A 22,161-nucleotide genomic window follows, 5' to 3' on the forward strand; every position below is an offset into this window, starting at 1 on the left:
TTGTAACGTTTAGTTCCGGCCCCGGGTAGGTGCAAACACAAATACCGTGACACACCTGACGCTTAAGCCGGCACACCCAGCCCGGCGGTGTTTTCCACGGGATCGAACCAGACCACCAGATCGCCCCGGCGCACTGCAGACATTACCCTGCTCTGCTCGCCCATGGGGTTTTCGGTGTCGTTCAGTCCGTGGTACCGGGTACAGTACTCTTCAACCAGGCCCTGAAGCTGATCTTCGGTCAACAACTCGGTGTCGACGACAAATTTTTCCTGTCTGGGGTCTTGCTCTGCCTGATTTTCGGCGCTGTCAGTCATGCTATCTCCTGTAAATTCCCATGGTACGGATAAACACGCAGGGAATGAAGGTAACGAGCCGTTGAAAACCAGACAGGCTTCTCCGGCTGGCTTCAAAAAGCCTGACGAATTCTCTATGATCGCCGCTTTCTGACCGTTTGGATGCTAATGAACCAGTCCGTTTTCAGGCTTACGTTGCCCATTCTGTTCGGCTATCTGCCGCTGGGCATGGCCTTTGGTGTGCTGTTCGCAACCCAGCTCGACTATGCCTGGTGGGCAGCGCCGTTGATGGGAATCGTGATTTACGCTGGAGCCGGCCAGATACTGGCCGTGAGCCTTCTGACCGTTAACGCTGGCCTGCTGGAAGTATTCATCGCGATGTTTGTTCTGAACGCCCGCCATCTGTTCTACGGGCTTTCGCTGCTTGGCCAGTTCAAGGGCGCCGGTTGGCGTAAGCTCTACCTGATATTCGGTTTGACGGACGAAACCTATTCCCTGCTTACCAGTCGCCCACGTGGACCTGACCGGGCTCATGAACAGGAGGTGGATTTCCGAATTACCGGCTTCAACCAGTGTTACTGGGTGGCGGGGTGCGCAATCGGTGCATTGCTTGGTGACAATGTCGCCTTTGACAGCACCGGCATTGAGTTCGCTCTGGTGGCCCTGTTTATTGTTTTGACTCTGGAACAATTCAAGGCCCTGGGAGAAGGCTTCCCGATCTGGCTCGGAGCATCCGCCGCGGGCGTCGCCATGCTGATTTTGCCGCCGGCACACCAGTTGATCGGCGCCATCGCCCTGGTCACAGCCGTTCTATTATTCGAATACCGGAGGCATCGTAGGCAAGCACTGCGCAAGGAGAGCAGCCATGGGTGAGTCCGGCTATCTGGCAGCGTTCATCGCGGTAGCAGCCATCGCAACCTTTGCCACGCGGGTAATTCCGTTCCTGTTTTTCGAACGGCATACAGAACACCCGCTGGTGCGCCATCTCGGGCGCTACCTTCCGGCGGCAGTTATGGCTTTGCTGGCAACGGTGTTCCTACAGCGCTCGGCGGACTGGTCTGGCTCCTGGATGGGGTTTGACGCCCTGCTGCCGGGTGCCCTGGTGGTCATCATTCACCTGTGGCGCCGTAATGCCCTGCTCTCCATTGCCGCGGGCACACTCAGCTACATGGCCATTCAGCAAGCCGGGATGTGATCCGGCTTCGATTACATCCTGTTTTCGAGGTTGGCGACCAGCCGGGAGTCCTGCAAGGCGGCGGTGCGGTGTTTGACCACGCCTTTGTAATCCGGGCTTTCGATCATGGCCATGAAGGCGTCGATTGACGGGTAGCGAACCAGCAGCACCTGATCCCAGGATTCATCCGGGGGCGCAATCAGCGAACCAACGCTGCGGCCGGACCAGATGACTTCTGCGCCGACCGATTTTACGCAGGCAGCCGCCTCCTCCATATACACCGTATAGGCTTCACGGCCAGTTCGCTCCGGCGCCTCTTCTTTGTAATTGGCCCGATCGCGGAAGCGCAGAAGGTTCAGCATCACTATGGGCTGGTCTTTCGGGGTATCCGCAAGGACTTTTTGCAGCTGTTCGGGGGTGGGATTAACGGCGTCCATCCATATCCTCTTCTTCTCGTGGTTCCGGGCCTAACTATAGCCCAGCTCCAATATGCACACGCAAGCGATTTTATTACCTTTCATCCAGATTGTTCTTTTTACTCTGACTGTTCGTACGGCTACAGTGAAGGAGACGCAAAACTCATAACCGAGAGGATGATATGGCTACCCTCACGATCAACGGCGAGCGCTACGAGCTTGACGTTCCCGACAACATGCCCCTGCTTTGGGTAATCCGCGACGTTGTCGGCCTCAAAGGAACCAAGTTCGGATGCGGGATGGCTCAGTGCGGCGCCTGCACAGTTCACCTCAACGGGACAGCAGTCCGCTCGTGCGTGACACCGGTCTCTGCGGCCAGTGGCGAGATCACCACCATTGAAGCCATGGCCGACGACCCCGTTGGAAGCAAGGTCCAGCAGGCCTGGCTCGATCTCGGGGTGGCCCAGTGTGGATACTGCCAGGGCGGCCAGATCATGAACGCCACAGCGCTGCTAAAAAGAACACCGAACCCCGAGACCGGGGAGATTGTGGATGCCATGGCAGGGAATCTCTGCCGCTGTGGCACCTACAACCGCATTCTGGCGGCGATCGAACGGGCTTCCGGCAAGGAGGGTGAAGCATGAGCGCCGATGACAACTTGATGATAGCCAATGTGAGCCGTCGGCGCTTCCTGATGGGGCTGGCGGGTGGCTCTGCCCTGGTGCTTGCGGCCCGTTGGGATGTGGCCCTGGCTGGCAATGAAAAGGCTCAATTCGGTGCCGGAGCCATGCCCGGCGGTTGGGTGGACGACCCGAACGTGTTCATCCATATCGATGCTGATGGCCTGGTTACCATTGTGAACAACCGCTCCGAAATGGGTCAGGGCATCCGGACCAGCCTGGTGATGGTCGGTGCCGACGAGCTCGGCGCAGACTGGGACCAGGTAAGGGTCGAGCAGGCCGAAGGCGATCACGACAAATACGGCAACCAGAACACCGACGGTTCCCGCAGCATGCGCCACTGGTACCAGCCCATGCGCCGAGCCGCAGCGGCGGCCAGGCAAATGCTGGAGCAGGCGGCCGCCAATGAGTGGGGCGTGCCGGTTAGTGAAGTGCAGGCTGGCGTACATACCATCATTCACACGCCTTCCGGCAAGGAACTCGGCTTTGGGGAACTCGCGGCCAGGGCACGGGAGCTCGACGTTCCCGGGCGCAATGCACTGGTACTCAAGCGTGACGACGAGCTGCGATTTGTCGGCAAGGAAACCGGCCTCATTAACGGTGAGCTGAAGTCCGCTTACCCGAAAGCCATCGACGGTGAGGATATTGTCACCGGTAAGGCGGTGTATGGCGCGGATGTTCCCTTTGAGGATCTGCTTTACGCCGTGATCGCGCGTCCTCCGGTTTACGGGGCGACCGTTAACGATTTCGACGATACCGAAGCCCTCAAGGTGCCCGGCGTCCAGAAAGTTCTGGCGGTCGAGGGTACCGGCCAGCCGGCGGGCTTTAGCCCCCTGGGCGGGATTGCCGTGGTGGCGTCGAATACCTGGGCCGCCATGGAAGGGCGCAAGGCTCTCAAGATCGACTGGAATCTTGAGACTGCCGGCGACAACGCAAGCTATACGTCGGTCGCCTACAGGGAATCCCTTGAGAAAGCGGCGCAGGAACCCGGCAAGGTCGTCCGTCAGCATGGCGATCTGGACACAGCTCTGGAAAACGCCGAAAAGCGTGTCTCTGCCACCTACTACATGCCCCACATGGCCCAGGCCCCCATGGAGCCCCCGGTGGCGACCGTACGCATTAAAGACGGCAAGGCCGAAGTGTGGGCGCCGGTGCAGAATCCGCAGGCGACCCGCGATACCGTGGCCGGACGACTGGGTCTGGATGCGGAGAACGTGACCGTTCACGTTACCCTGCTTGGCGGTGGCTTCGGTCGCAAGTCCAAACCGGATTTTGCTATTGAAGCGGCCAGTATCGCCGAGGCTTTCAACGGTCGACCGGTCCGGTTGCAGTGGTCACGGGAAGACGATATTCACCACGCCTACTTCCACGCCGTGTCTGTAGATTATCTCGAGGCGGGGCTGGACAACAACGGGCAGGCTACCGGCTGGCTTCACCGGACCCTGTCACCCAGTATCGGCTCGCTGTTCGCGCCCGATCCGAAACACAAGGGCGAGTTTGAGCTGGGCATGGGCTTCAACACCATGCCGTTCTCGGTGCCGGCCCTGAGGCTGGAAAACCCGCCTGCGCCCGCCAATGTTCGAATCGGCTGGTTCCGCGCGGTCTACAACCTGCCCCATGCCTGGGCGATCCAGAGCTTTGCCCATGAGATGGCTGTAGCCGCCGGCAAGGACCATCGCGATTACGTGCTGGACCTGCTCGGCCCGGACCGGAAGATCCACAATCTCACGGTGGGCGATGGCTGGAATTATGGCGAAGACCCGGATCTCTACCCTATCGACATCGGGCGCATGCGCAATGTAATCGAGCGGGTAACCAGAGAGGCGGACTGGGGTAAATCCACCGGCAAGAATCGGGGGTTGGGCCTTGCCTTCCACCATAGCTTTGTGTCGTACACCGCGATTGTCTTTGATGTGGAAGTGGATGATCAGGGTGAACTCATCATCCACCGGGCAGACATTGCCTTCGACTGCGGCCCGCAGGCCAACCCGGAGCGGATTCGCTCCCAGCTGGAAGGCGCCATAGTGATGGGCATTGGCATCGCGCTGCAAAGCGAGGTGACGTTCGAAGACGGCGTGGCGCAGCAGGGTAACTTCGACAAGTACCTAATCCCGCGCATGCCGGATGCCCCAGCGACACTGAGGGTTCATCTGGTGGACAATCCGGGCGAAGCCATGGGGGGCGTTGGTGAACCTGGCCTGCCCCCGGTAGCGCCCGCGCTGTGCAATGCGATCTATGCCGCAACCGGCAAACGCATCCGGCGGTTGCCCGTTGGCGACCAACTGAAAGCCTGAAAGTGATCAGGGCCCCTCGGGGCCCTGTTTTTTTTTAACGCCACCCCCCCTTTCCGCCCCATACCTTCGTGGTATTCCCATAGCATCCTAGCTTTCTCCCCGCTTATAATTCAGGTGAACCCAGTCATTCTCCTCTACCCGACGGCCACCCTTGATGACCCTGATCGATCTGTTCCTGCAAACCATGGAAACCACGCTGCCCGTGTTTGCCATGGTGTTTATCGGCCTGGGACTTCGCCGGATCGGCTGGATCGACAATGCGTTTGTGAATACTGCTTCGGCGCTGGTGTTCAGGGCCACCCTGCCGACCTTGGTATTTTTGAGCATCATCCGGGCCGATCTGGATACCGCGTTCAATCCTGGCCTTCTGGTCTTCTACCTGGTCGCGACTCTGGGGAGTTTCGCCATCACCTGGCTCTGGGCCCGCTGGCGTGTGGTTCGGGAGGATCGTGGCGTTTACGTGCAGGGCGCGTTTCGGGGTAACTGCGGAATCGTAGGCCTGGCGCTTGCCGCCAATCTCTACGGCGACTTCGGCCTGTCGGCAGGTGGCATCCTGCTTGGCCTGGTGATCATCTCCTACAACATACTTTCGGTGATCGTGCTGGTGGCCTACCAACCGGGGCAAACAACGGACTGGACGAAGATCTTCCACGACATCATCCGCAACCCGCTCATCCTGGCAGTCTTCGTGGCGATTCCCTTCGCCGCCCTGGATATCTCACTGCCGGGCTGGGTCATGACCAGCGGCGATTACTTTGCCTCACTCACGCTGCCCCTGGCGCTGCTTTGCATCGGCGCAACCGTATCCCTGAGCGCCATCCGGAGTGACAGCAAAACGGCCTTGGGTTCCAGCCTGTTCAAGATGGTGATATTGCCGGCGCTCTGCACGGCTGCAGCGTGGCTGGTCGGTTTTCGGGGTTCCGAGCTGGGCCTGATGTTCCTGTTCTTCGCCAGCCCGACGGCGGCCGCCAGTTTCGTGATGGTGAAGGCGCTGGGCGGTAATGACCGGTTGGCGGCCAATATCATCGCCCTGACGACCCTTCTGGCAAGCATTACTGTCACTCTGGGAGTCTTCGTGCTTCGCAGTACCGGCCTGATCTAGGCCCTGCCCCGGCCTATTGCTTCAATCGCGGCAAAACCAGCCTGGCAACCCTCCAGGTAACCAACTCCAAACAGGTTGTAGTGGTTCAGGTAATGGTAGAGGTTGTAGACCTCACGCTTGATGCCATAAACCGGTGTTCGTGGGTAACACGAGTCGTAGGCCCGGTAGAATGCTTCGTCGAAACCACCAAACATCTGTGTCATGGCGATATCCGCTTCACGATCACCGCAGTAGACGGCCGGGTCAATCAGCCAGGGGCTGTCAGTACCATAGAGCACGTTACCATTCCAGAGATCACCATGGAGCAGGCTCGGGTGCTCACAGTGGGCGTTAAGCCAGTCAGCCAGCAAGCCCCCGTGCTGGTCCAATATCTGTTCGAAGCGAGTCCTCTGGCTGGCGTCACGAATACGTGAGACCTGGTAGCCAAGGCGGTCGTGGACAAAAAACTCACCCCAGTTGTCGCACCAGCGATTGGGTTGCGGTGCCAGGCCAATGTAATTGTCCCTGCCCCAGCCGTACGCCCCCTGACGCAGGGCATGCATTCTGGCCAGCCCTTCACCCAGCACCTCCCGCGCCCGATCTGAGCCACCGGAAGACCGGATGGCGGTGATTTCGAGTTCCGTTTCGTTCACCCGATAAACGTGCGGTACACCGACGTCAGTCACCCCGGCCTCATCAAGCGCCCTGGCAAGGCGTTCCAATCCCTCTGCCTCGCAAACCAGGGCATCGGCATAACCAGTCGCATTGTGTTTCAGGTGGGTAGAGGCCATCAGCGTTCTCTCTCCTTGAAGTCGTCGTGCCCGAACCGGTAGATTGAAATAAAGCCTGACACGACAGAACGAGCGGGAGCAAACCATGGATACCAAACGCTGGCAACTTCTGATATCCGGCCGCGTACAGGGGGTCTACTATCGCGCCTCCACGGAACAGAAGGCCTCTTCCCTGGGCTTGACGGGGTTCGCTCGCAATCTGCCCGATGGACGAGTTGAGATTGTGGCCGAAGGCCCGGAGGAACGCCTGAACGAACTCAGAATCTGGTGCGCCGAAGGCCCACCGGATGCGCGTGTGGATGCGGTGGATATTGCGCCGGAGTCGCCAACCAGCGAGTTCAAGGATTTCAGCATTCGATGAACACCCCTCTTGCGAAAGGTTGGAGCATGCAAAAAGACAAGCCGTTTTCTCAAGCCTGCGAGAATAACAAAGCGCCGATTCTGGAAAAAATTGTCGAGCTTTTCAAACAGCCGGGCACCATTCTGGAAATCGGCACGGGCACGGGCCAGCACGCCGTTCACTTTGCCGCTCACCTACCCCACGTGGTTTGGCAGCCCACCGATCACCCTCAGAACGCCCAGCTTTCCCGGGCGTGGATAGACGATGCCCATCTTACAAATATCAACCCGCCCATTGCCCTGGAGGTATTGAACGGAGATTGGTCCAGCCTGCCCGCCATCGACGGCGCGTTCTCCGCCAATACGGCGCATATCATGGCCTGGGAAGAAGTGCAGGCAATGTTTCGCGGCCTCGCGGAGGCCCTACCCAGGGGCGCAATCTTCTGCCTCTATGGGCCTTTCAGCTATGGCGGTCGGCACACCAGTGAAAACAATGTACGGTTCGACCTGTCGCTTAGAACACAGGCGCCGCATATGGGAATTCGGGATATGGAGGATCTCGAGGCTCTGGGTGAAGCAACTGGTCTGAAGCTTGAAAATGATTTCGGGATGCCGGCTAATAATCGGTTGTTGGTTTGGCGGCGAACTTGATACCAGAGCGCAATTGCATAACTGGTCCGCCACCGGTCCCATTCATTTCCAGGGCGCAGCGACGGACCAGTTTTCCTTACGGATGCCGGCTACAGCAGGTCAGAATTGACAGAAGACAGTATCTTCCCAACGGTATCGTAGGCACTGGAGGGCATCCAGTTACGATTCGAGCCCAGGTAGCTTTCCGGGTCAAGCTCCAGGAGTCCAATCAGGACCTCAGCAACGATCCTGGCGCCGACTGGGCCGAGCCCTTCGCCCGGCTCGAAGTTGCCGGGTGAGGATTCCCTGCCAACAACCTCTGCCTCGGCCAATATGTATAGCCAGAGGGGTGCTCCAGACGTTACTTCGCCGTTCGATATGGCGTTGATCCTGGCCATGACGGCGTTGATTTCAGCGTCCGCCCGACCCATTTCCCGAGCGATCGTGTCACCCCCGGGAAGCCTGAAGCTGTTACCCCTGAGAAGATTCCTTGTCGCCAGGGATTTTTCACCGCCATCAGGCACGAAAGGAAGCTCCAGAAGATCGCCTGCCATTAACGTGTCGAGCTTTTCAGCTCTCTGAACAACGCGATTTTCAGCCGTAAAAAACAGCTCGTGCCAATCAACGACAGCCCGGGTGTCGCCCACCGGGGAAAACCCGCGGCCGAGAATCTGTCCAAAGAATTCGAACGCCGTATCCCCCTTCTGTACCTGTATCTTCATGGGCACCATAGAGTGGCCAAAGCGATAGGCGGCAACTGCAAACTCGATTGGAATGAACGGCACGCTGCATTTATAGAACCGGCGCCCCTGGCTCAACACATCATCCACGACCGCCTGACCGCACATGGAAACGAGAAAATCATTCACAACCACCCATTGATAGTGCCAGATAACCTCGCGATGGGCTTCTTCAAAAAGCTCATCGTTCTTCAGGTCACGATCATCAGCAGCGGCCTCGGCACGGAGCTTGTCGCAGATGGCGTTGTGAAACTTGATGAAGCCCAACTGCATCTGGCTGATGATTCGGTTCTCATCGTTCCGGGGGTCGCCAATAATGGCGCTTCCAGTTGGAACCCTTAACAGGTCGTTTTTACGCCGGTCATCAGCGCCGGCTTCATCGGCACCCGTGAGCAATTTTGCGTTTCTGAACGGAGGCGTTTGGTTGTATAGGTATGGCTGTGCTTCGGGACCGTTGCCGTAGATCGAGTCAAGATCCAGGGTCGGTGTTCGCACATTGGGAATTTCATTGGGGTGATTCACTGAAGCGAAGCTGGAACTGGTATCGAGCGTTATATCGTGATCAATAAACTGCCCAAAAATCACCATTCCGACAGCCACCGATGACGTCCGGTCGCTGGTTCCGCCATTGTCCATCGGGCCACCGGCCTTGCCAATGTTCTGAAGAACGGTTGGTGAAACGTAGGAATGCGCCAGATGAGGAAACATCCATCCAAAACGGTCTTCCCTGGAAGGCTGGTAATCTACCCTGCAATGCTCGGGCAGCCCGCTAAGATCTTGCATACCATGGTAGTGGCTCATTGTCTCTCCCTCGATAATCATCAGATAAGGCCTGGAGACACCCTACTAGCCCCAATTGCTGTCCTTTGCACATTGACCAATCGGTAATTCAAGGTATCTGACAACGAAACGGTAGCTCTTAAAATGGTTAGCATCAAGAACTAAAACGGGGGAGTTTTCTGGAATAGCGTGGAGGTATATCGGGCAATAAAAAACCCCAGCATTTCTGCTGGGGTTTTGTATTGGCGGAGAGAGAGGGATTCGAACCCTCGAAACGCTATTAACGTTTACACACTTTCCAGGCGTGCGCCTTCAGCCACTCGGCCACCTCTCCAATAAACTGTTTCAAATCAGCAACGTCGTCGCTCATTTGAGGGCGCAAACTTTAATGGTTTTACGGGCGCTTGGCAACTCCCCCGGGGGAAATCGTCAAAAAAATTCGGGCGAGACGGGTTTTCTCTTTACCGGTTGAGCAGATTCAGGACTATCGTTAGTACAACGCCGAGTATAATCATCCAGTTTGTGGGGAGAGACTATCCATGCTGATGAAAGCCGAGCAATCGACGTTGTTGCTCATCGATGTCCAGGAAAAGCTGATGCCGGCCATTAGCCATGGCGACGAGGTGGTGGACCGCTGCATCGTACTGGCCACCATTGCCGGGCTCATGGAGGTTCCTGTGCTGGGCACCGAGCAGTTGCCGGACAAGCTGGGACACAATGTTGAAGCGGTCCGGGAGCTCTGCAACCAGACCCTGGCCAAGAACCATTTTGATGCCTGCCCCGATGGGCTCGTTGACCAGTTGCCGGAGGGCCGGCAGCACATTGTAATCGGTGGCTGCGAGACCCATGTGTGTATGATGCAGACCGCCCTTAGCCTGCTGGATGCCGGTTACAAGGTATGGGTGGTGGCCGATGCTACCGGCTCACGCAACGAGTTTGACCGGGACGTCGCTCTGGACCGCCTGAACGAGAGCGGCGCCAGGATTGTAACGCTTGAAATGGTGGCGTTTGAATGGATGCGTCATTGCAAACATCCGCAGTTCCGGAACATTCAGGCCCTGATCAAATAGAGGCATCCGGAAGGCTGGCGCCCACGTAATTAGTCACTTCATTTTCAGGTGGTTTTGAGGTTCGCAATGCTCAACATGGACTTTTTCAAGAAAGTCATCATCCGCACCGAAGAGCAGGATTGGGTGCCCAGCCCTGCCGGTGGTGTTTTGAGAAAGCCTCTTGCCCGCGAGGAAGCGGAGCGTGGTCATGCGACCAGTGTGGTCCGGTACGAGCCTGGCGCCTCCTTCAACCGGCATGAGCACCCCCTGGGCGAAGAAATCCTCGTTCTGGATGGGGTGTTTTCCGACGAGACCGGCGACTACCCGGCCGGCACTTATCTACGGAACCCGCCAGGCACTGGACACGCCCCTTTCAGCAAGGAAGGCTGCACGCTGCTGGTCAAGCTGCATCAGTTCGACGAACGCGATGGATCAACTGTACGCATCGATACGCGCACTGCGCCGTGGCTGCCCGGTATAGGCGGGCTTGAGGTAATGCCGCTGCACGAATTCGAGCACGAGCATGTGGCCCTGGTGAAGTGGCCGGCCAACGAGGTTTTCCAGCCCCATCGGCACTTCGGCGGCGAGGAGATATTCGTGCTGTCCGGAGAGTTTTGCGATGAACATGGTCGCTACCCGGCGGGCACCTGGATTCGGAGCCCCCACTTGAGCCAGCATCACCCGTTCGTGGACAAGGAAACAATCATCTGGGTAAAAACCGGCCACCTGCCGATCGAGACGCCATAAAAAAGGGCCCCGAAGGGCCCTGAAGTGGTCAAGAGATCGCTGTGTGTTGCCAGTTCTGCCTGCTGAACGCGTCGTTGCTTGCACCGTCAGATGCCGTATTGAAGAGCTCTTCTTCACCGGCAGGTATTGCAAACACGTGGTACGCCTCAGGGCCAAATGGATCCAGTGCGGTATCGAGGTATTCGAAGCTGTCAGGCACTGGTTCGCCCGAATAAGCGACTCGGAACTGCCGCTCAAGGGTTGGTGTGGTTACGTTCAGGGGCTGCTCCACCCAGAGGTAGACGGCCTTATGGGGCACGATGTATTCGCTGCGCACCACCCTGTAACCCTCTTTGAGCGTGAGCGTGGTCGGCTCTTTGCCCGGTTCCAGACGGAATTTGTGGATGGTCTTCATAGCTACTGCTCCTCTTCGGGTTGCTGCCTTTCACAACTCTATAATGGACAGGAACAGAGTTCGACAAAATAAGCTTTTGTAAGCTTTTAAGATCGATATTTTCGATGCAATCAGGCGTCACGATCACCCGTGTGGGCAGCGACAATGGCACGGACGCCCTCATGGGCGGTTTTTCGGCCACGGGTAATGGCGAACAATTCATCCATGACGTCTTCAATTGAGGCAATCTGCTCTACCTCATACTGGCGGCAGACCTCCTCGCGGATTGAGGTTGGCGCAGCGAACACGCCATAGCCCTGGCTGCCAAATACCTTGATCAGTGCGCTGTCATCTACCCGGGCGACAAGTTTCATTCGAACCCCATTCAAGGAAAACCAGTTCATCAGTCGCTCGAAATAGGGTGCATCCGTGGCGTTGGCCAGCAACGGTTGGCCATTCAGGGATTCGGGAAACCCCTTTTTGAGCTTTCTTGCCAACTCTGGTGCGGCGAACAGGCTCATGCTGGATCCCGCCAGAGGGTGTACCGTGAGATTGCCGTCCTCCTGCAACCGTGGCACCCGGTCGGTCAGAACCAGATCCAGCTCCTTGCGTTTCAGGCTGAGCACGAGATCTTCGGTGCGCCCGGTCTGGCATTCAAGCTGGATAGACCGCTCGCCCGCCATCGCCGGCTGCAGCAGGTAGTAGGCAATCAGTTTGTGAATGGACGCCGAGACGCCGGCTCTAAGGGTCAGCGGGCGCTCGGAAGGATCCAGTCGCAGGGTTTCGGCTAGCTCACCGGTCAGGGCGAATATGTCGTCGGCGTAGCCGAGGATCAGCCGGCCGAAGTCCGTCAGGATCAGCTTGCGCCTCTCCCGGGAGAACAGGCGTCCACCTACTGAGGCTTCAAACGTGGCAAGCTGGCCACTGAGGGTCTGCGGCGCCAGTTCCAGGACTTCACTGGCTCGGGCGATCGAACCTTCCCGGCTGATCACCCAGAAATAGTAGAGATGGCGGAGGTTAAGCTGTTCCATTCCTTTGCCCTGCCCCCGATTCAGGATGGCCGCGGAATTTTGAGGATTTCACCGAAGGTGACGTATTCACTTCCCCCGAGACGGCCGATCGGATCAATCGCAGCGCCATTGAAGGTCAGGCGATTCTTGTCATCATAACGGGCTGCATCATCAGATACCCATACCCGGGTGACTTTTCCGAATACCAGTGACTGGGGCCCGGCACCGATTTCCTTGATGTCGTAGAGCTCGCAGGCAAAAGCCACGTGGCAGTCCTTGAGCCGAGGCAGACTCGAGCCTTCGAAATCCACCAGCTCCAGATCAAGATTTTTCAGTTCGGATTCGCCATGGGGCAAGGTTCGCGAGGATTCTGTGACCGCCGCGGCGAGATCCCGGTGAGCGATATGAACGACAAAATTCTTTCTCGCTTCAATGTTTACCCGGGTGTCTTTCGAAACGCCCTCCGCCGGTTTTTTACCAACGGAAATCATCAGCAACGGGGGATTGCTGGTGATCGGCGTAAAAAACGAGAATGGCGCCAGATTGTAGTCCCCATCCGGATTTTCACTCAGCACCCAGGCAACTGGCCTCGGAATCACTGTCTGAGTGAGGATGTGGTAGGCATCTTTCGGATCCATACCCTCGAAATCTATAAGCATCACTCTCTCCCGTTAACTGCAGCTTCGGGCGTTCGTTCGCGCAACAGCCACAAAGTCATCAATAACCCATGAAGTATCAGGAAAGGTACGGCAACCATGACCAGACCGCCCCAGCCCAGCCAGCTCAGAATTGCGCCGGCAGACAGCGCCGCGGTCGCCTGGGAGCCAAAAACCATTATGTCGTTCAGGCCCTGGACGCGGAAGCGTTCGGCATCCCGATACCCCCGGGGTAGCAGCGTTGTGCCACCAACGAACAGGAAATTCCAGCCAACGCCGAGCAACAATAGCGCTGACAGATAGTGGTGGAAGCTGACACCACTCGCGGCAAGGACAATACAGCCCAGATAGGCCAGCAGGCCCGCTGCCATCATCAAGGGAATGCCTACTACGCGTGTCAGCCAACCGCTGATCAGCGACGGAAGATACATGGCCATTATGTGGAGCTGGATCACCCGCTTGGCATCGTCGAGGTCATGGCCGGCCATTTCCGTCATGCTCAGCGGCGTCGCCGTCATGATGAAACTCATCACCGCATAGCCAATGGCCGCGGCACTCATGGCAGCCCAGATTAAAGGGTTCGCCATAATCTCCCGTAGGGGGCGGCCTCCTCCCGGCCGGGATTCCTGGACGCGCTCAGCCCCTGCCCGGTAACCGATAGAAAGGATCAGCAAAGCCGCACCCTGGACGGCCGCCAGCGCAATCCAGCTGACCAGAAACGGGTATTGCTCCGCCGCGCCGCTGCCCAGACCCGCAACTTCCGGCCCGAGCCAGGCTGCCACCAGACCACCCAGCAACACGCGAGCTGCAGCAGAACCCGCCATACCCGGCGCAACGGATTCCATGGCCGCAAACCGATATTGGTGAACCACCGCAAGCCCCGTACCACCGACCACGGCCGCAAGACAAAGAAGGGAAAACAGACCGGTCCAGGACGCCAGGCCTCCAATAAGACCGGCCACAATGCCCATAATGGCACCCAGCAGCATCACGCGCTTGCGCCCGATGCGCTCCATTAACCAGGTTGCCGGTTTGATAGCCAGAACGGTGCCCACGACCACTAGCCCGACGGGAAGTGTTGCGTACTCGGGCGCCGGGGCAAGCATTCTGCCCTGAATGCTGCCTATAAAAACAATAAAAGGCGCTGTGCACATGGCCAGCGCCTGAGCGGCAACCAGGACCCAGACATTGAGGGGCATGGATTATTTTTTCCTGTAGATGATTCCGGGGTGGCACTGCACCATCTCGTAGAGGTGGGGCAAGCCGTTGAGCGATTCCGAGGCACCCAGAACCAGGTAGCCGCCCGGGTTCAGGGTGGCGTGCATCCGGGTGAGAATGTCCTTTTTCAAGTCCGCCGAAAAATAGATCAGAACGTTCCGGCACATCACAATGTCGAACTTGCCCAGCATATAACGCTCAAGCAGGTTCAACTCCTTGAACTCCACCATGCTCTTGATCTGGGGTTTGATCTGCCAGCCACCGTTCAGGGACGGCGTGAAAAACTGTTTCTGGCGCTCTGGCGAGAGCCCCCGCCCAATGGCAAGCATTTCATACTCGCCCTTGCGAGCCACATCAAGAACGCTTTTGGAGATATCCGTGGCGGTGATCTTTACATCCCGGAGCTTCCCGGGCCTAGCCCGGCGAAACTCCTCGACGATCATGGCAATCGAATACGGCTCCTGGCCGGTTGAGCAGGCCGCAGACCAGATACGCAGAGGCTGCATCGAGTTGCGCTCTGCGAATTCGGGAAGCAGTTTCTCCTGAAGAATCCGGAAAGGGTGATTGTCACGGAACCACAAGGTTTCATTGGTTGTCATCGCATCGATGACAGTCTCTTTCAGACCGCCCCGCCCAGAACGCTTAAGGCGCTCGAGCAGTTCACCCAGGGTATTCAGGCTGTTCTCTTCAAGAATCCTGCGCAACCGGCTTTTGACCAGATACTGTTTATTATCGCCCAGTAAAATCCCACAGGCGTCCTGCAGGAACGATTTGAAGGCTTCATATTCCTGTGGCGTGATTTCCGCTTTCATTGGGTCTCTGTTCTGAGTGAATCTTTGAGCGGCTCCATCAACCCTGGTCGATGATTTCCATCACCCGCTCTGCCAGCTCGTCCGGACTGAACTTTGCCATAAAGTCGTCGGCCCCGACCTTCTTTACCATGGCCTGGTTGAACACACCGCTGAGTGAGGTGTGAAGCATAACAAATATATCCGAAAGCGCCGGGTCCTCTTTCACCTTGGTGACGAGCGTGTACCCATCCATTTCGGGCATCTCCACGTCCGAGATGATCAGCGAGAAGTGATCCTTGGCCCGGGAACCGTCCGCAGTGATTTCCTTCAGATGTTCAATAGCCTGCTTGCCGTCGTTTTTCAGCACCACTTCCATGCCAATTGCGGTGAGACACCGCTGTATCTGGCGCCGGGCCACGGACGAATCATCGACCACCAGCACGGGCAGATGCCCCGGCACCCGGTCCGCGCTCTTGCTCAGAACGGCTTCAGTTACGTCCTCCCCAAGCGGAGAAACTTCTGAGAGAATCTTCTCTACGTCAATGATTTCAATAAGCTTATCATCAATTTTCGTGACAGCGGTAAGATAGACATCCTTGCCGGCCCCTTTGGGTGGAGGCAGGATTTCTTCCCAATTCATGTTCATGATTCGCTCGACGCCGCTCACCAGGAAACCCTGCGTTTTGCGATTGTATTCAGTGATAATGACGAAGCTGGTGGAAAGCGCTTCCTGGGGTATACCGGGCAGGCCAATCGCCATGCTCAGATCGATAATGGGAATAGTCTCTCCCCGGCTATGGGCTACGCCTCGAACGACCGGACGGCTGTTGGGCAGGGAGAACAGCTTCGGACACTGCAGAACCTCTTTCACCTTGAACACGTTGATCCCGTAGATCTGACGCCCCCTGAGACGGAAAAGAAGCAGCTCGAGGCGGTTCTTTCCGACCATCTGAGTGCGCTGGTTAACACTGTCCAAAACCCCTGCCATTTCGATTCTCCTGGCTTGCCGGAATTACAACGGCATATATCTTGCTGTTCAGTGAATAATAGCCTGATCGACGGAAACCCGTCATATCAGGGGTGGGCCAACTCATTTAACGGCCACTTTTGCCGAATCCTTAGCCTGATTCGGGCTTTTCTGCCCTGTTGTTGACAGCATAGGACAAACTGATACGTATGCGCATCACGAATTTCGCCCTACTACTGCTAATGTCTGGACTGACCACACCGCTCCTGGCGGGAACGACGGCCGAACAGATTCAGAAAGCAACCCTGGCGTTTCTGGACAGCTTTGCGTCTGAACAGGCCGAACATGGCTACACCGTTTCCTTCGAACCCGGTTCCATCGACAGCCGCCTTGCTCTCGCCGAGTGCGAAAAGCCTTTGAATGTAGAGTTCAGCGGTGATCCATGGAAAAGCACCAGCCCGTCGTTGCAGGTAGCCTGCGAAGGAACCCGTCCATGGCGAATGTTTGTTACCGCTTCAGTCTCTATCCATGGGCCAGCCCTGGTGGCAGCGAGGCCACTCACGCGTGGAGAGCGAATAACCGAAGGGCTGCTTGCAAAGCAGTCTGTTGAAATCAATTCGTCCAGACGTGGGGTAATTACGGACTCGAAACAGGCGATTGGCATGGAAGTGCGGCGCGCAGTGAATGCGGGATCGCTCGTTACACCAGACATGCTTTCGGCCCCGAATGCGGTCGAACGGGGCGATCATGTTATCATCACCGCCAAAACCGGCGGATTTTCAGTACGTTCCCGGGGCAAAGCCCTGGCAAGCGCCAGCGTTGGCGAACAGGTTCTGGTTGAGAACCTGCGCTCATCGCGCACGATAAGAGCCAGCGTTGTCGCGCCGGGCCACGTGGAGATTCCGATGTGAGCCGTGTGCGGCAGAGGCTTGCCGGAGCGGCAAGTGAATGCCGCAAAACCGGTCGTAAAAGCAGATGAAAAAAAGTGCTAAAAGTACTAAAGGTTTTCGCGGCGCCGCCGTTAAGAAGACATAAACTCGAGTAAGCGCTGCATTCGTGGCGCGACAGGCAAGCAGGTACAGATATGTCAGTTGACTTAAATGGAATTGGCCCCGGCCAGGTCAACACCCAGAGAACCACGGCCGACAAAAGCTCCGGCGCACAGAATACCCAGCCGGCATCCAACGAACAGGCAAAGACACAGGCCCAGGGGGCCCGTGGTGAGAACGTCAGCCTGAGCAATCAGGCCAAGAACCTGAAGCAGCTCGAACAAAAGCTGGGCGATTATCCGGAAATGGATGACGACCGCATCGAGCAGATCCGTTCCGCCCTTGAAAATGGCACGTACAAGATTGACGCCGAGAAGCTGGCCCAGAAAATGCTTGAGATGGATGAAAGCATTTTCGGGTGAGTAGACCATGGCCGCAATTGATGATTTGAAGACCCTTCTTTCCCAGGATATCAGCCAGCTTGAAACACTGGCTGACGTTCTCGGCAAGGAAAAGACCTGCCTTGCAAATTCTGACCTCCGCCAGCTGGACGCCCTGACCAGGGAGAAGAACGATCTCCTCGGAGCAGTCCGCGAACGCGCCAAACAGAAAATCCGAACGCTGGTACAGATGGGATATCGCCCCGAAAGTGGCGAGCCTTCCCGCTTTATCCGCAGCGCCGGCTTTTCGGATCTCTTCGAACTCTGGCAGGAAGCGGACCAGAAATTGCGAACCTGTCAGACGCTGAACCAGACCAATGGTCGCGTAATCAGCCACTTGCAAAAGCGTTTGTCGAGGCTCACCGATATTTTCCGCGGCGCCACCGGCCAGCAAAAGCTGTACGGTGCACAGGGTCAGCAGACTTCGGTTTCAAGCAGCACGGTGCTCGCCAGCGCCTGAGCCCGGACGCATGGCTCTGTAGAGCCATGCTTTCCACGTCATCGAGTGTAGATGGTCATCCGGGAGTCGGGATGAAACCGGATGTCGTGAATGCTCACGTTGCCCATTGAAGCTCCCTGGCCTCCCGTAACCCTTATATTGTCCATCCGGATTTCCTCGATGCGCTCAGGGAACGCCAGCATCAGGGCGCCATCTTCTCTTACCCGATAACGTGGCTCCCCTTCACGATAGTGCACACCGGAAATGCTGAGATCTGAATCCAGGAAGTTCAGAACCGGCACGAAGATATTGGCGGAAAGCTTGAGACCTTCAATAACATCTGCGGATGCCTCGGTGCCTTGCTCCCCATTTCCTGCAGGGTTCTCCGCCATATTGCTGACAATACCGATGCGCTGCAGCAGGGTCGGATCGCCCTGACCGGAAATGGCCGCCAGCTCGGCTTCGCTCATGGGGGCAAAATTGCTTTTCTCATAAAGTTCTCCGGCTTCCAGCGTTGCCTGGGACGCCTCGGCCGAGTTGCTGGCCGCAAAGGTTACCAGGGGCTGGAACGGCAGAGTAACCGCTGTTACCAGGGCGGCAGCGTTGCGATAGCGGGACTGGTGCTTGAGGACACGGTGGAGCTCCTTGTCGCTGATCCAGCCCGCCTGGATGAATACCTCACCCAGGCGCTGTCCGGTTTCACGCTGAAGTCTGAGGCCTTCGTTAACCTGCCCCTCTGACAGATACCCACGATTGATAAGCAATCGCCCGAGGCGTGATTTCTCTTCAAATCCCTGACGGATTCTCACCCAGTGTCTCCTTTTAAACAGTGAAAACCGTACAACCCGGCCCGGCCAGTGTGATCCATGACTTCCGATATCGGGAAGGTTAGCCGATCACACAACTATGTGTGTGGATGCAGTACCCGTTTTACCATCTCCATCTGGTAAGATCTGGCACCTGATAACAGAATTCGCCGAATTGTCGCAGGAAACACACCGGCTAATAACACGGAGAACGGCTGCAAATGACAAACATGGTAAAACCCCTGAAAACTGTGACACCCGTATTGCTTATGGCACTCACCCTGCTCATGCCGACTGCCGCGGTGCAGGCGCAAACCAATGAGCAGCCGGCCAGTGATCCACTTCCAAAGGTCCGCATGGTGACCAGTGAAGGCGCTATCGAGCTTCAGCTTCGCCCGGATGTTGCGCCCGAAACGGTCGACAATTTCCTGCAGTACGCCGAAGACGGTTTTTTCGACGGCACCATCTTCCACCGTGTCATACCCGGGTTCATGATCCAGGGCGGCGGTTTCACCCGGGATCTCTCCCGCAAGTCGACTCGCGCCCCTATCCGCAACGAAGCGAAAGAGACACTGCCCAACCTTCGTGGAACCATTGCGATGGCTCGCACCAGTGCGCCTGATTCCGCCACGTCCCAGTTCTTTATCAACCTTTCCGACAACGGGTTCCTGAACGCCGGAGTTCGCGGCCCGGGCTACGCGGTTTTTGGCAAGGTGACCGAGGGGATGGGCGTTGTCGATGCCATTGCCCGCAAACAGACCACCCGCAAACAGGGGATGGCCGACGTGCCGGTTGAACCTGTGATCATCGAAACCGTCACCGTGGTCGACCCCGAAGGCTGACACCGTGGACCGTGCTCCCCTGCCGCCCGGAATAGAGCCCGCTGAACTGGCTTGGCACGACGGTGTCCCGGAGTCCATCCGGTTCGGCGATGTCTACTTCAGCCGTGACAATGGTCTCGAGGAAACACGCTACGTTTTCCTGCAACACAACCAGTTGCCCGACCGTTTCGCACAGATTCCCGAGGGCGGCGATTTCGTTATTGCCGAAAACGGCTTTGGAACCGGCCTGAACTTTCTCGCTGCCTGGCAAGCCTGGCAGCGCCGCGCTCCGGCCCATTCGGCGACACTGCACTTCGTTTCCGTCGAACGTTTCCCCCTGACCCAGAAGGACCTGGCCCGGGCCCTGGCGCAGTGGCCCGAACTGACTGCGCTGGCCGACGAACTGCTTCTGCATTACCCGCCTCTGGTGCGCGGGGTACACAGGCTGGTTCTGGCCGGGGGGCAGGTTCGACTGACGCTGTTTTTCGGCGACATTACCGACGCCTGGCAATCCCTGGATTTTCAGGCCGACGCCTGGTTTCTGGACGGGTTCGCTCCGTCCCGCAACCCCGATATGTGGCTGGAAAACATCATCAACAAGATCCGTGCACACAGCAGGCCGGGCACAACTCTGGCGACCTTTACTTCCGTTGGCCGGATTCGTCGGGCTTTGATGGAGGCCGGATTCCGGATGGAAAAAACCGCCGGATACGGTCGCAAACGGGATATGCTGAAAGGCGTTCTTGTCTCGGAGAACCCGGTACCCATCAAAACGGCTCCCACCGAACAACAGGAATCGATCGCAATCATCGGCGCAGGCATTGCCGGCTGCGCACTGGCAAGAAACCTGGCAGACCGGGGCTACCCGGTAACACTGATCGACGCCCATGGCCCGGGTGCAGCAGCCTCCGGCAACGCCCAGGGCGCCCTCTATGTAAAGCTGGGCGTAGAGTTCAACGACCAGACCGAGCTGGCGCTCACATCCCTCACGTTCGCGCAGCGTTTCTACCACAACTGGCGCGACCAGCACTGGCATCCGACCGGCCTGCTACAGCTGGCCCACAACCCCCAGGAAGCGGACCGGCAGCGGAGGTTTCTCCAAAGGAACGACTATCCCCGGAGTGTCTTTTACCCGGTGACCCGGGAACAGGCCAGCGCCCTGACAGGCGTACCCACGGAATCCGGCGGGCTCTGGTTCCCCGGCAGTGGCTGGCTCGAACCCGCTAACCTTTGCAAGGAATTGGCGAACCACCCTTTGATATCCACGCTGTTCCATAGCGAGGTACACAATCTTCGGGTTTCGGACGGAACATGGAACATTTCGACGGGCGACAGGAGATCGATCACCGCCGACCGGGTAGTCATCTGCTCGGGCCACCTCAGCCCGGAGCTTATCCCGACAAAGGGTCGTTTCCGGCTGAAAGCCATTCGTGGCCAGGTTAGCCACCTGCCAACCGCAGCTCTCAGAGGCCCAACGGCCGTTATCTGTGGGAAACGGTATCTCAACCCTGCGCTGGGCGAGTTTGCCGTAACCGGCGCAACCTTCGATCTACGCGACAACAACCCATCGCCCACCGTGGAAAGTCATAACGAGAACGTCGACGAACTCGGCTCGATGCTGCCTGCGGTGTTTTCCAATGAACGCGATGCGCTTCGCGGCGAGGAACTGAATGGCAGGGTTGCCTTCCGATGCACCACCCATGACTACCAGCCGGTGGCCGGAGCCGTTTTCGACGGCGAGAGCGGCTATCTCGATAGCCTTTACCTGCTTACTGGCCTTGGCAGCAAAGGACTGACCTACGCACCGCTCCTGGCCGAATATCTGGCCGACTTGCTTACCGGACAACCTCTTTGCCTTCCCGCGAACCTGGCCACACGCGTTGAAACCAGACGCCTATTCCAGGCAGATATGATGGTTTCGTAATAAACTCCAGCTGAAGTTTCCGGTCAGACTGCCGATAACGACTGAAAGGGTGACATAGTCAGGGAGAGAACCCATGTCCATTTACGTCAGCGAACCCGGCCGCCCGGTCGGAACGCGGCTACCGGAAACATTCCGGGCAAGGCCCGTGGGTGATGTTACAGAGCTGGCAGAAACCCAGAAGATCAATCCTGGCCGAAGTGAGGCAACGGACGCCGAGTTCCAGCAGGCAGCCAATGCCGGTCGCTACAAAGCACTGGAGGAATACGGCGCGGCGGCCGCTGGCGAGCGCCGGGAAGACCGCCCGTATCTGCCGGTATCCAGCATCTCGTCGCAAACCCTGTATTCCGTTCCGGCGTCTGCAACCATTTCTGAGGCTTTAACCGTCATGGACGAGCACCAGGTGCATCACCTTGTGATCATGTCGGAAAACAACGTTGCCGGCCTTGTCGATTTGCGTTGGCTCCTGGGCTGGCTTCACGAGAATGAAGCCGATGCCATGAGCCAGAGCCTGGTTCACATCGAGTTGCCCGCGTTCCTGACAGCCTCACCCGAAACCGATGCCCACCAGCTCGCCAGGCTCATGCTGGCCCACCAGCTCAACGCAGCCCTGGTGGTAGATGCAAAAGGCGCCGCCTCCGCAATTGTTACCAGCACGGACTACCTGCGACTTTACGCCAGCGCCGGCCGCCATCAGGGAACGGTGTAGTCCCAAC

The 22,161-nt window shown here is 57.7% G+C and carries 26 protein-coding genes and 1 tRNA gene; 15 read left to right on the forward strand and 12 right to left on the reverse strand.

Annotation, left to right across the window (positions count from 1 at the left end; genetic code table 11):
• Window positions 1–62 precede the first annotated feature (62 nt).
• On the reverse strand, window positions 63–314 hold the full coding sequence (locus tag CFB02_RS06565; protein ID WP_088557382.1) for a hypothetical protein: 252 nt from the start codon (window positions 312–314) through the stop codon (window positions 63–65).
• Window positions 315–461: 147 nt separating this feature from the next.
• Here CFB02_RS06565 and CFB02_RS06570 point away from each other — a divergent pair, with 147 nt between their 5' ends.
• A complete protein-coding gene (locus tag CFB02_RS06570) occupies window positions 462–1,166 on the forward strand; it encodes an AzlC family ABC transporter permease (protein WP_088557383.1) in 705 nt (234 codons plus the stop codon).
• Window positions 1,159–1,488, forward strand: a complete 330-nt coding sequence (locus tag CFB02_RS06575) for a branched-chain amino acid transporter permease (protein ID WP_088557384.1) — start codon at window positions 1,159–1,161, stop codon at window positions 1,486–1,488. Before CFB02_RS06570 ends, CFB02_RS06575 begins: the two co-directional genes overlap by 8 nt.
• Window positions 1,489–1,499: 11 nt before the next feature.
• Here CFB02_RS06575 and CFB02_RS06580 read toward each other — a convergent pair whose 3' ends face one another.
• On the reverse strand, window positions 1,500–1,904 hold the full coding sequence (locus tag CFB02_RS06580; RefSeq protein ID WP_088557385.1) for a DUF1330 domain-containing protein: 405 nt from the start codon (window positions 1,902–1,904) through the stop codon (window positions 1,500–1,502).
• Between the two features lie 161 nt (window positions 1,905–2,065).
• On the opposite strand from CFB02_RS06580, the gene CFB02_RS06585 reads away from it, so the two are divergent.
• The 3 genes from CFB02_RS06585 to CFB02_RS06595 all read left to right on the forward strand — a co-directional run bounded on the left by CFB02_RS06585 (window position 2,066) and on the right by CFB02_RS06595 (window position 5,959).
• Window positions 2,066–2,527: a (2Fe-2S)-binding protein gene (locus CFB02_RS06585; protein WP_088557386.1), complete on the forward strand. Its 462-nt coding sequence runs from the start codon at window positions 2,066–2,068 to the stop codon at window positions 2,525–2,527.
• Entirely contained in the window at window positions 2,524–4,857 is a 2,334-nt protein-coding gene (locus CFB02_RS06590) for a xanthine dehydrogenase family protein molybdopterin-binding subunit (protein WP_088557387.1), read from the forward strand. Before CFB02_RS06585 ends, CFB02_RS06590 begins: the two co-directional genes overlap by 4 nt.
• A 154-nt stretch (window positions 4,858–5,011) precedes the next feature.
• Window positions 5,012–5,959, forward strand: a complete 948-nt coding sequence (locus CFB02_RS06595; RefSeq protein WP_088557388.1) for an AEC family transporter — start codon at window positions 5,012–5,014, stop codon at window positions 5,957–5,959.
• Here the strand turns inward: CFB02_RS06595 and CFB02_RS06600 are convergent.
• A complete protein-coding gene (locus CFB02_RS06600) occupies window positions 5,956–6,729 on the reverse strand; it encodes a fructosamine kinase family protein (RefSeq protein WP_088557389.1) in 774 nt (257 codons plus the stop codon). The two genes, CFB02_RS06595 and CFB02_RS06600, sit on opposite strands and share 4 nt — an antisense overlap.
• An 85-nt stretch (window positions 6,730–6,814) precedes the next feature.
• On the opposite strand from CFB02_RS06600, the gene CFB02_RS06605 reads away from it, so the two are divergent.
• Together CFB02_RS06605 and CFB02_RS06610 are read left to right on the forward strand one after the other, a co-directional pair.
• Entirely contained in the window at window positions 6,815–7,090 is a 276-nt protein-coding gene (locus CFB02_RS06605) for an acylphosphatase (RefSeq protein WP_088557390.1), read from the forward strand.
• 26 nt (window positions 7,091–7,116) lie between these two features.
• Entirely contained in the window at window positions 7,117–7,719 is a 603-nt protein-coding gene (locus tag CFB02_RS06610) for a DUF938 domain-containing protein (protein WP_088559187.1), read from the forward strand.
• 89 nt (window positions 7,720–7,808) lie between these two features.
• Here CFB02_RS06610 and CFB02_RS06615 read toward each other — a convergent pair whose 3' ends face one another.
• Window positions 7,809–9,239, reverse strand: a complete 1,431-nt coding sequence (locus CFB02_RS06615; RefSeq protein WP_197694036.1) for a peroxidase family protein — start codon at window positions 9,237–9,239, stop codon at window positions 7,809–7,811.
• Between the two features lie 222 nt (window positions 9,240–9,461).
• A tRNA-Ser gene (locus CFB02_RS06620) sits at window positions 9,462–9,552 on the reverse strand.
• A gap of 205 nt (window positions 9,553–9,757) precedes the next feature.
• Between CFB02_RS06620 and CFB02_RS06625 the strand changes: the two genes are divergently transcribed.
• Entirely contained in the window at window positions 9,758–10,288 is a 531-nt protein-coding gene (locus CFB02_RS06625) for an isochorismatase family protein (RefSeq protein WP_088557391.1), read from the forward strand.
• A 66-nt stretch (window positions 10,289–10,354) separates the two neighbouring features.
• Window positions 10,355–11,014, forward strand: coding sequence for a cupin domain-containing protein (locus CFB02_RS06630; protein WP_088557392.1), 660 nt, complete (start codon window positions 10,355–10,357; stop codon window positions 11,012–11,014).
• A 28-nt stretch (window positions 11,015–11,042) separates the two neighbouring features.
• On the opposite strand, the gene CFB02_RS06635 is transcribed toward CFB02_RS06630, so the two are convergent.
• From CFB02_RS06635 to CFB02_RS06660, 6 genes are all read right to left on the reverse strand, one after another.
• Window positions 11,043–11,408, reverse strand: coding sequence for a hypothetical protein (locus CFB02_RS06635; RefSeq protein ID WP_014576948.1), 366 nt, complete (start codon window positions 11,406–11,408; stop codon window positions 11,043–11,045).
• Between the two features lie 110 nt (window positions 11,409–11,518).
• Complete coding sequence (locus CFB02_RS06640; protein ID WP_088557393.1) at window positions 11,519–12,418, reverse strand: LysR family transcriptional regulator; 900 nt, start codon at window positions 12,416–12,418, stop codon at window positions 11,519–11,521.
• Window positions 12,419–12,438: 20 nt separating this feature from the next.
• The gene (locus CFB02_RS06645) at window positions 12,439–13,056 is read right to left on the reverse strand and encodes a flavin reductase family protein (RefSeq protein ID WP_088557394.1); all 618 of its coding nucleotides are present in this window, start codon (window positions 13,054–13,056) and stop codon (window positions 12,439–12,441) included.
• On the reverse strand, window positions 13,056–14,252 hold the full coding sequence (locus tag CFB02_RS06650) for an MFS transporter (RefSeq protein ID WP_088557395.1): 1,197 nt from the start codon (window positions 14,250–14,252) through the stop codon (window positions 13,056–13,058). The genes CFB02_RS06645 and CFB02_RS06650 overlap by 1 nt, the downstream gene beginning before the upstream one ends.
• A 3-nt stretch (window positions 14,253–14,255) precedes the next feature.
• Window positions 14,256–15,083 (reverse strand): CheR family methyltransferase, encoded by an 828-nt coding sequence (locus CFB02_RS06655; RefSeq protein ID WP_088557396.1) that lies wholly within the window; start codon window positions 15,081–15,083, stop codon window positions 14,256–14,258.
• 37 nt (window positions 15,084–15,120) lie between these two features.
• Window positions 15,121–16,050 (reverse strand): chemotaxis protein CheV, encoded by a 930-nt coding sequence (locus CFB02_RS06660; RefSeq protein ID WP_088557397.1) that lies wholly within the window; start codon window positions 16,048–16,050, stop codon window positions 15,121–15,123.
• A gap of 188 nt (window positions 16,051–16,238) precedes the next feature.
• Between CFB02_RS06660 and flgA the strand changes: the two genes are divergently transcribed.
• The 3 genes from flgA (at window position 16,239) to CFB02_RS06675 (ending at window position 17,918) form a co-directional block, all read left to right on the forward strand.
• Window positions 16,239–16,940 (forward strand): flagellar basal body P-ring formation chaperone FlgA, encoded by a 702-nt coding sequence (gene flgA, locus CFB02_RS06665; protein WP_088557398.1) that lies wholly within the window; start codon window positions 16,239–16,241, stop codon window positions 16,938–16,940.
• Between the two features lie 173 nt (window positions 16,941–17,113).
• Window positions 17,114–17,440, forward strand: coding sequence for a flagellar biosynthesis anti-sigma factor FlgM (flgM, locus tag CFB02_RS06670; RefSeq protein ID WP_008174429.1), 327 nt, complete (start codon window positions 17,114–17,116; stop codon window positions 17,438–17,440).
• A gap of 7 nt (window positions 17,441–17,447) precedes the next feature.
• Entirely contained in the window at window positions 17,448–17,918 is a 471-nt protein-coding gene (locus tag CFB02_RS06675) for a flagella synthesis protein FlgN (RefSeq protein WP_088557399.1), read from the forward strand.
• A gap of 38 nt (window positions 17,919–17,956) precedes the next feature.
• Here CFB02_RS06675 and CFB02_RS06680 read toward each other — a convergent pair whose 3' ends face one another.
• On the reverse strand, window positions 17,957–18,706 hold the full coding sequence (locus CFB02_RS06680) for a pilus assembly protein PilB (protein WP_088557400.1): 750 nt from the start codon (window positions 18,704–18,706) through the stop codon (window positions 17,957–17,959).
• 227 nt (window positions 18,707–18,933) lie between these two features.
• On the opposite strand from CFB02_RS06680, the gene CFB02_RS06685 reads away from it, so the two are divergent.
• The 3 genes from CFB02_RS06685 (at window position 18,934) to CFB02_RS06695 (ending at window position 22,154) form a co-directional block, all read left to right on the forward strand.
• Window positions 18,934–19,545 (forward strand): peptidylprolyl isomerase, encoded by a 612-nt coding sequence (locus tag CFB02_RS06685; RefSeq protein WP_413772092.1) that lies wholly within the window; start codon window positions 18,934–18,936, stop codon window positions 19,543–19,545.
• A gap of 4 nt (window positions 19,546–19,549) precedes the next feature.
• Entirely contained in the window at window positions 19,550–21,448 is a 1,899-nt protein-coding gene (gene mnmC, locus CFB02_RS06690) for a bifunctional tRNA (5-methylaminomethyl-2-thiouridine)(34)-methyltransferase MnmD/FAD-dependent 5-carboxymethylaminomethyl-2-thiouridine(34) oxidoreductase MnmC (protein WP_088557402.1), read from the forward strand.
• Window positions 21,449–21,521: 73 nt separating this feature from the next.
• Window positions 21,522–22,154, forward strand: coding sequence for a CBS domain-containing protein (locus tag CFB02_RS06695; protein ID WP_088557403.1), 633 nt, complete (start codon window positions 21,522–21,524; stop codon window positions 22,152–22,154).
• Window positions 22,155–22,161 lie beyond the last annotated feature (7 nt).

The sequence above is a fragment of the Marinobacter sp. es.042 genome, assembly GCF_900188315.1.
Classification (GTDB): domain Bacteria; phylum Pseudomonadota; class Gammaproteobacteria; order Pseudomonadales; family Oleiphilaceae; genus Marinobacter.

What these genes read in the sequence shown, in the direction of transcription:
- CFB02_RS06565 (WP_088557382.1), bottom strand. Translation starts at nt 314, where the DNA reads ATGACTGACAGCGCCGAAAATCAGGCAGAGCAAGACCCCAGACAGGAA.
- CFB02_RS06570 (WP_088557383.1), top strand. Translation starts at nt 462, where the DNA reads ATGAACCAGTCCGTTTTCAGGCTTACGTTGCCCATTCTGTTCGGCTAT.
- CFB02_RS06575 (WP_088557384.1), top strand. Translation starts at nt 1,159, where the DNA reads ATGGGTGAGTCCGGCTATCTGGCAGCGTTCATCGCGGTAGCAGCCATC.
- CFB02_RS06580 (WP_088557385.1), bottom strand. Translation starts at nt 1,904, where the DNA reads ATGGACGCCGTTAATCCCACCCCCGAACAGCTGCAAAAAGTCCTTGCG.
- CFB02_RS06585 (WP_088557386.1), top strand. Translation starts at nt 2,066, where the DNA reads ATGGCTACCCTCACGATCAACGGCGAGCGCTACGAGCTTGACGTTCCC.
- CFB02_RS06590 (WP_088557387.1), top strand. Translation starts at nt 2,524, where the DNA reads ATGAGCGCCGATGACAACTTGATGATAGCCAATGTGAGCCGTCGGCGC.
- CFB02_RS06595 (WP_088557388.1), top strand. Translation starts at nt 5,012, where the DNA reads ATGACCCTGATCGATCTGTTCCTGCAAACCATGGAAACCACGCTGCCC.
- CFB02_RS06600 (WP_088557389.1), bottom strand. Translation starts at nt 6,729, where the DNA reads ATGGCCTCTACCCACCTGAAACACAATGCGACTGGTTATGCCGATGCC.
- CFB02_RS06605 (WP_088557390.1), top strand. Translation starts at nt 6,815, where the DNA reads ATGGATACCAAACGCTGGCAACTTCTGATATCCGGCCGCGTACAGGGG.
- CFB02_RS06610 (WP_088559187.1), top strand. Translation starts at nt 7,117, where the DNA reads ATGCAAAAAGACAAGCCGTTTTCTCAAGCCTGCGAGAATAACAAAGCG.
- CFB02_RS06615 (WP_197694036.1), bottom strand. Translation starts at nt 9,239, where the DNA reads ATGAGCCACTACCATGGTATGCAAGATCTTAGCGGGCTGCCCGAGCAT.
- CFB02_RS06625 (WP_088557391.1), top strand. Translation starts at nt 9,758, where the DNA reads ATGCTGATGAAAGCCGAGCAATCGACGTTGTTGCTCATCGATGTCCAG.
- CFB02_RS06630 (WP_088557392.1), top strand. Translation starts at nt 10,355, where the DNA reads ATGCTCAACATGGACTTTTTCAAGAAAGTCATCATCCGCACCGAAGAG.
- CFB02_RS06635 (WP_014576948.1), bottom strand. Translation starts at nt 11,408, where the DNA reads ATGAAGACCATCCACAAATTCCGTCTGGAACCGGGCAAAGAGCCGACC.
- CFB02_RS06640 (WP_088557393.1), bottom strand. Translation starts at nt 12,418, where the DNA reads ATGGAACAGCTTAACCTCCGCCATCTCTACTATTTCTGGGTGATCAGC.
- CFB02_RS06645 (WP_088557394.1), bottom strand. Translation starts at nt 13,056, where the DNA reads ATGCTTATAGATTTCGAGGGTATGGATCCGAAAGATGCCTACCACATC.
- CFB02_RS06650 (WP_088557395.1), bottom strand. Translation starts at nt 14,252, where the DNA reads ATGCCCCTCAATGTCTGGGTCCTGGTTGCCGCTCAGGCGCTGGCCATG.
- CFB02_RS06655 (WP_088557396.1), bottom strand. Translation starts at nt 15,083, where the DNA reads ATGAAAGCGGAAATCACGCCACAGGAATATGAAGCCTTCAAATCGTTC.
- CFB02_RS06660 (WP_088557397.1), bottom strand. Translation starts at nt 16,050, where the DNA reads ATGGCAGGGGTTTTGGACAGTGTTAACCAGCGCACTCAGATGGTCGGA.
- flgA (WP_088557398.1), top strand. Translation starts at nt 16,239, where the DNA reads ATGCGCATCACGAATTTCGCCCTACTACTGCTAATGTCTGGACTGACC.
- flgM (WP_008174429.1), top strand. Translation starts at nt 17,114, where the DNA reads ATGTCAGTTGACTTAAATGGAATTGGCCCCGGCCAGGTCAACACCCAG.
- CFB02_RS06675 (WP_088557399.1), top strand. Translation starts at nt 17,448, where the DNA reads ATGGCCGCAATTGATGATTTGAAGACCCTTCTTTCCCAGGATATCAGC.
- CFB02_RS06685 (WP_413772092.1), top strand. Translation starts at nt 18,934, where the DNA reads ATGGTAAAACCCCTGAAAACTGTGACACCCGTATTGCTTATGGCACTC.
- CFB02_RS06695 (WP_088557403.1), top strand. Translation starts at nt 21,522, where the DNA reads ATGTCCATTTACGTCAGCGAACCCGGCCGCCCGGTCGGAACGCGGCTA.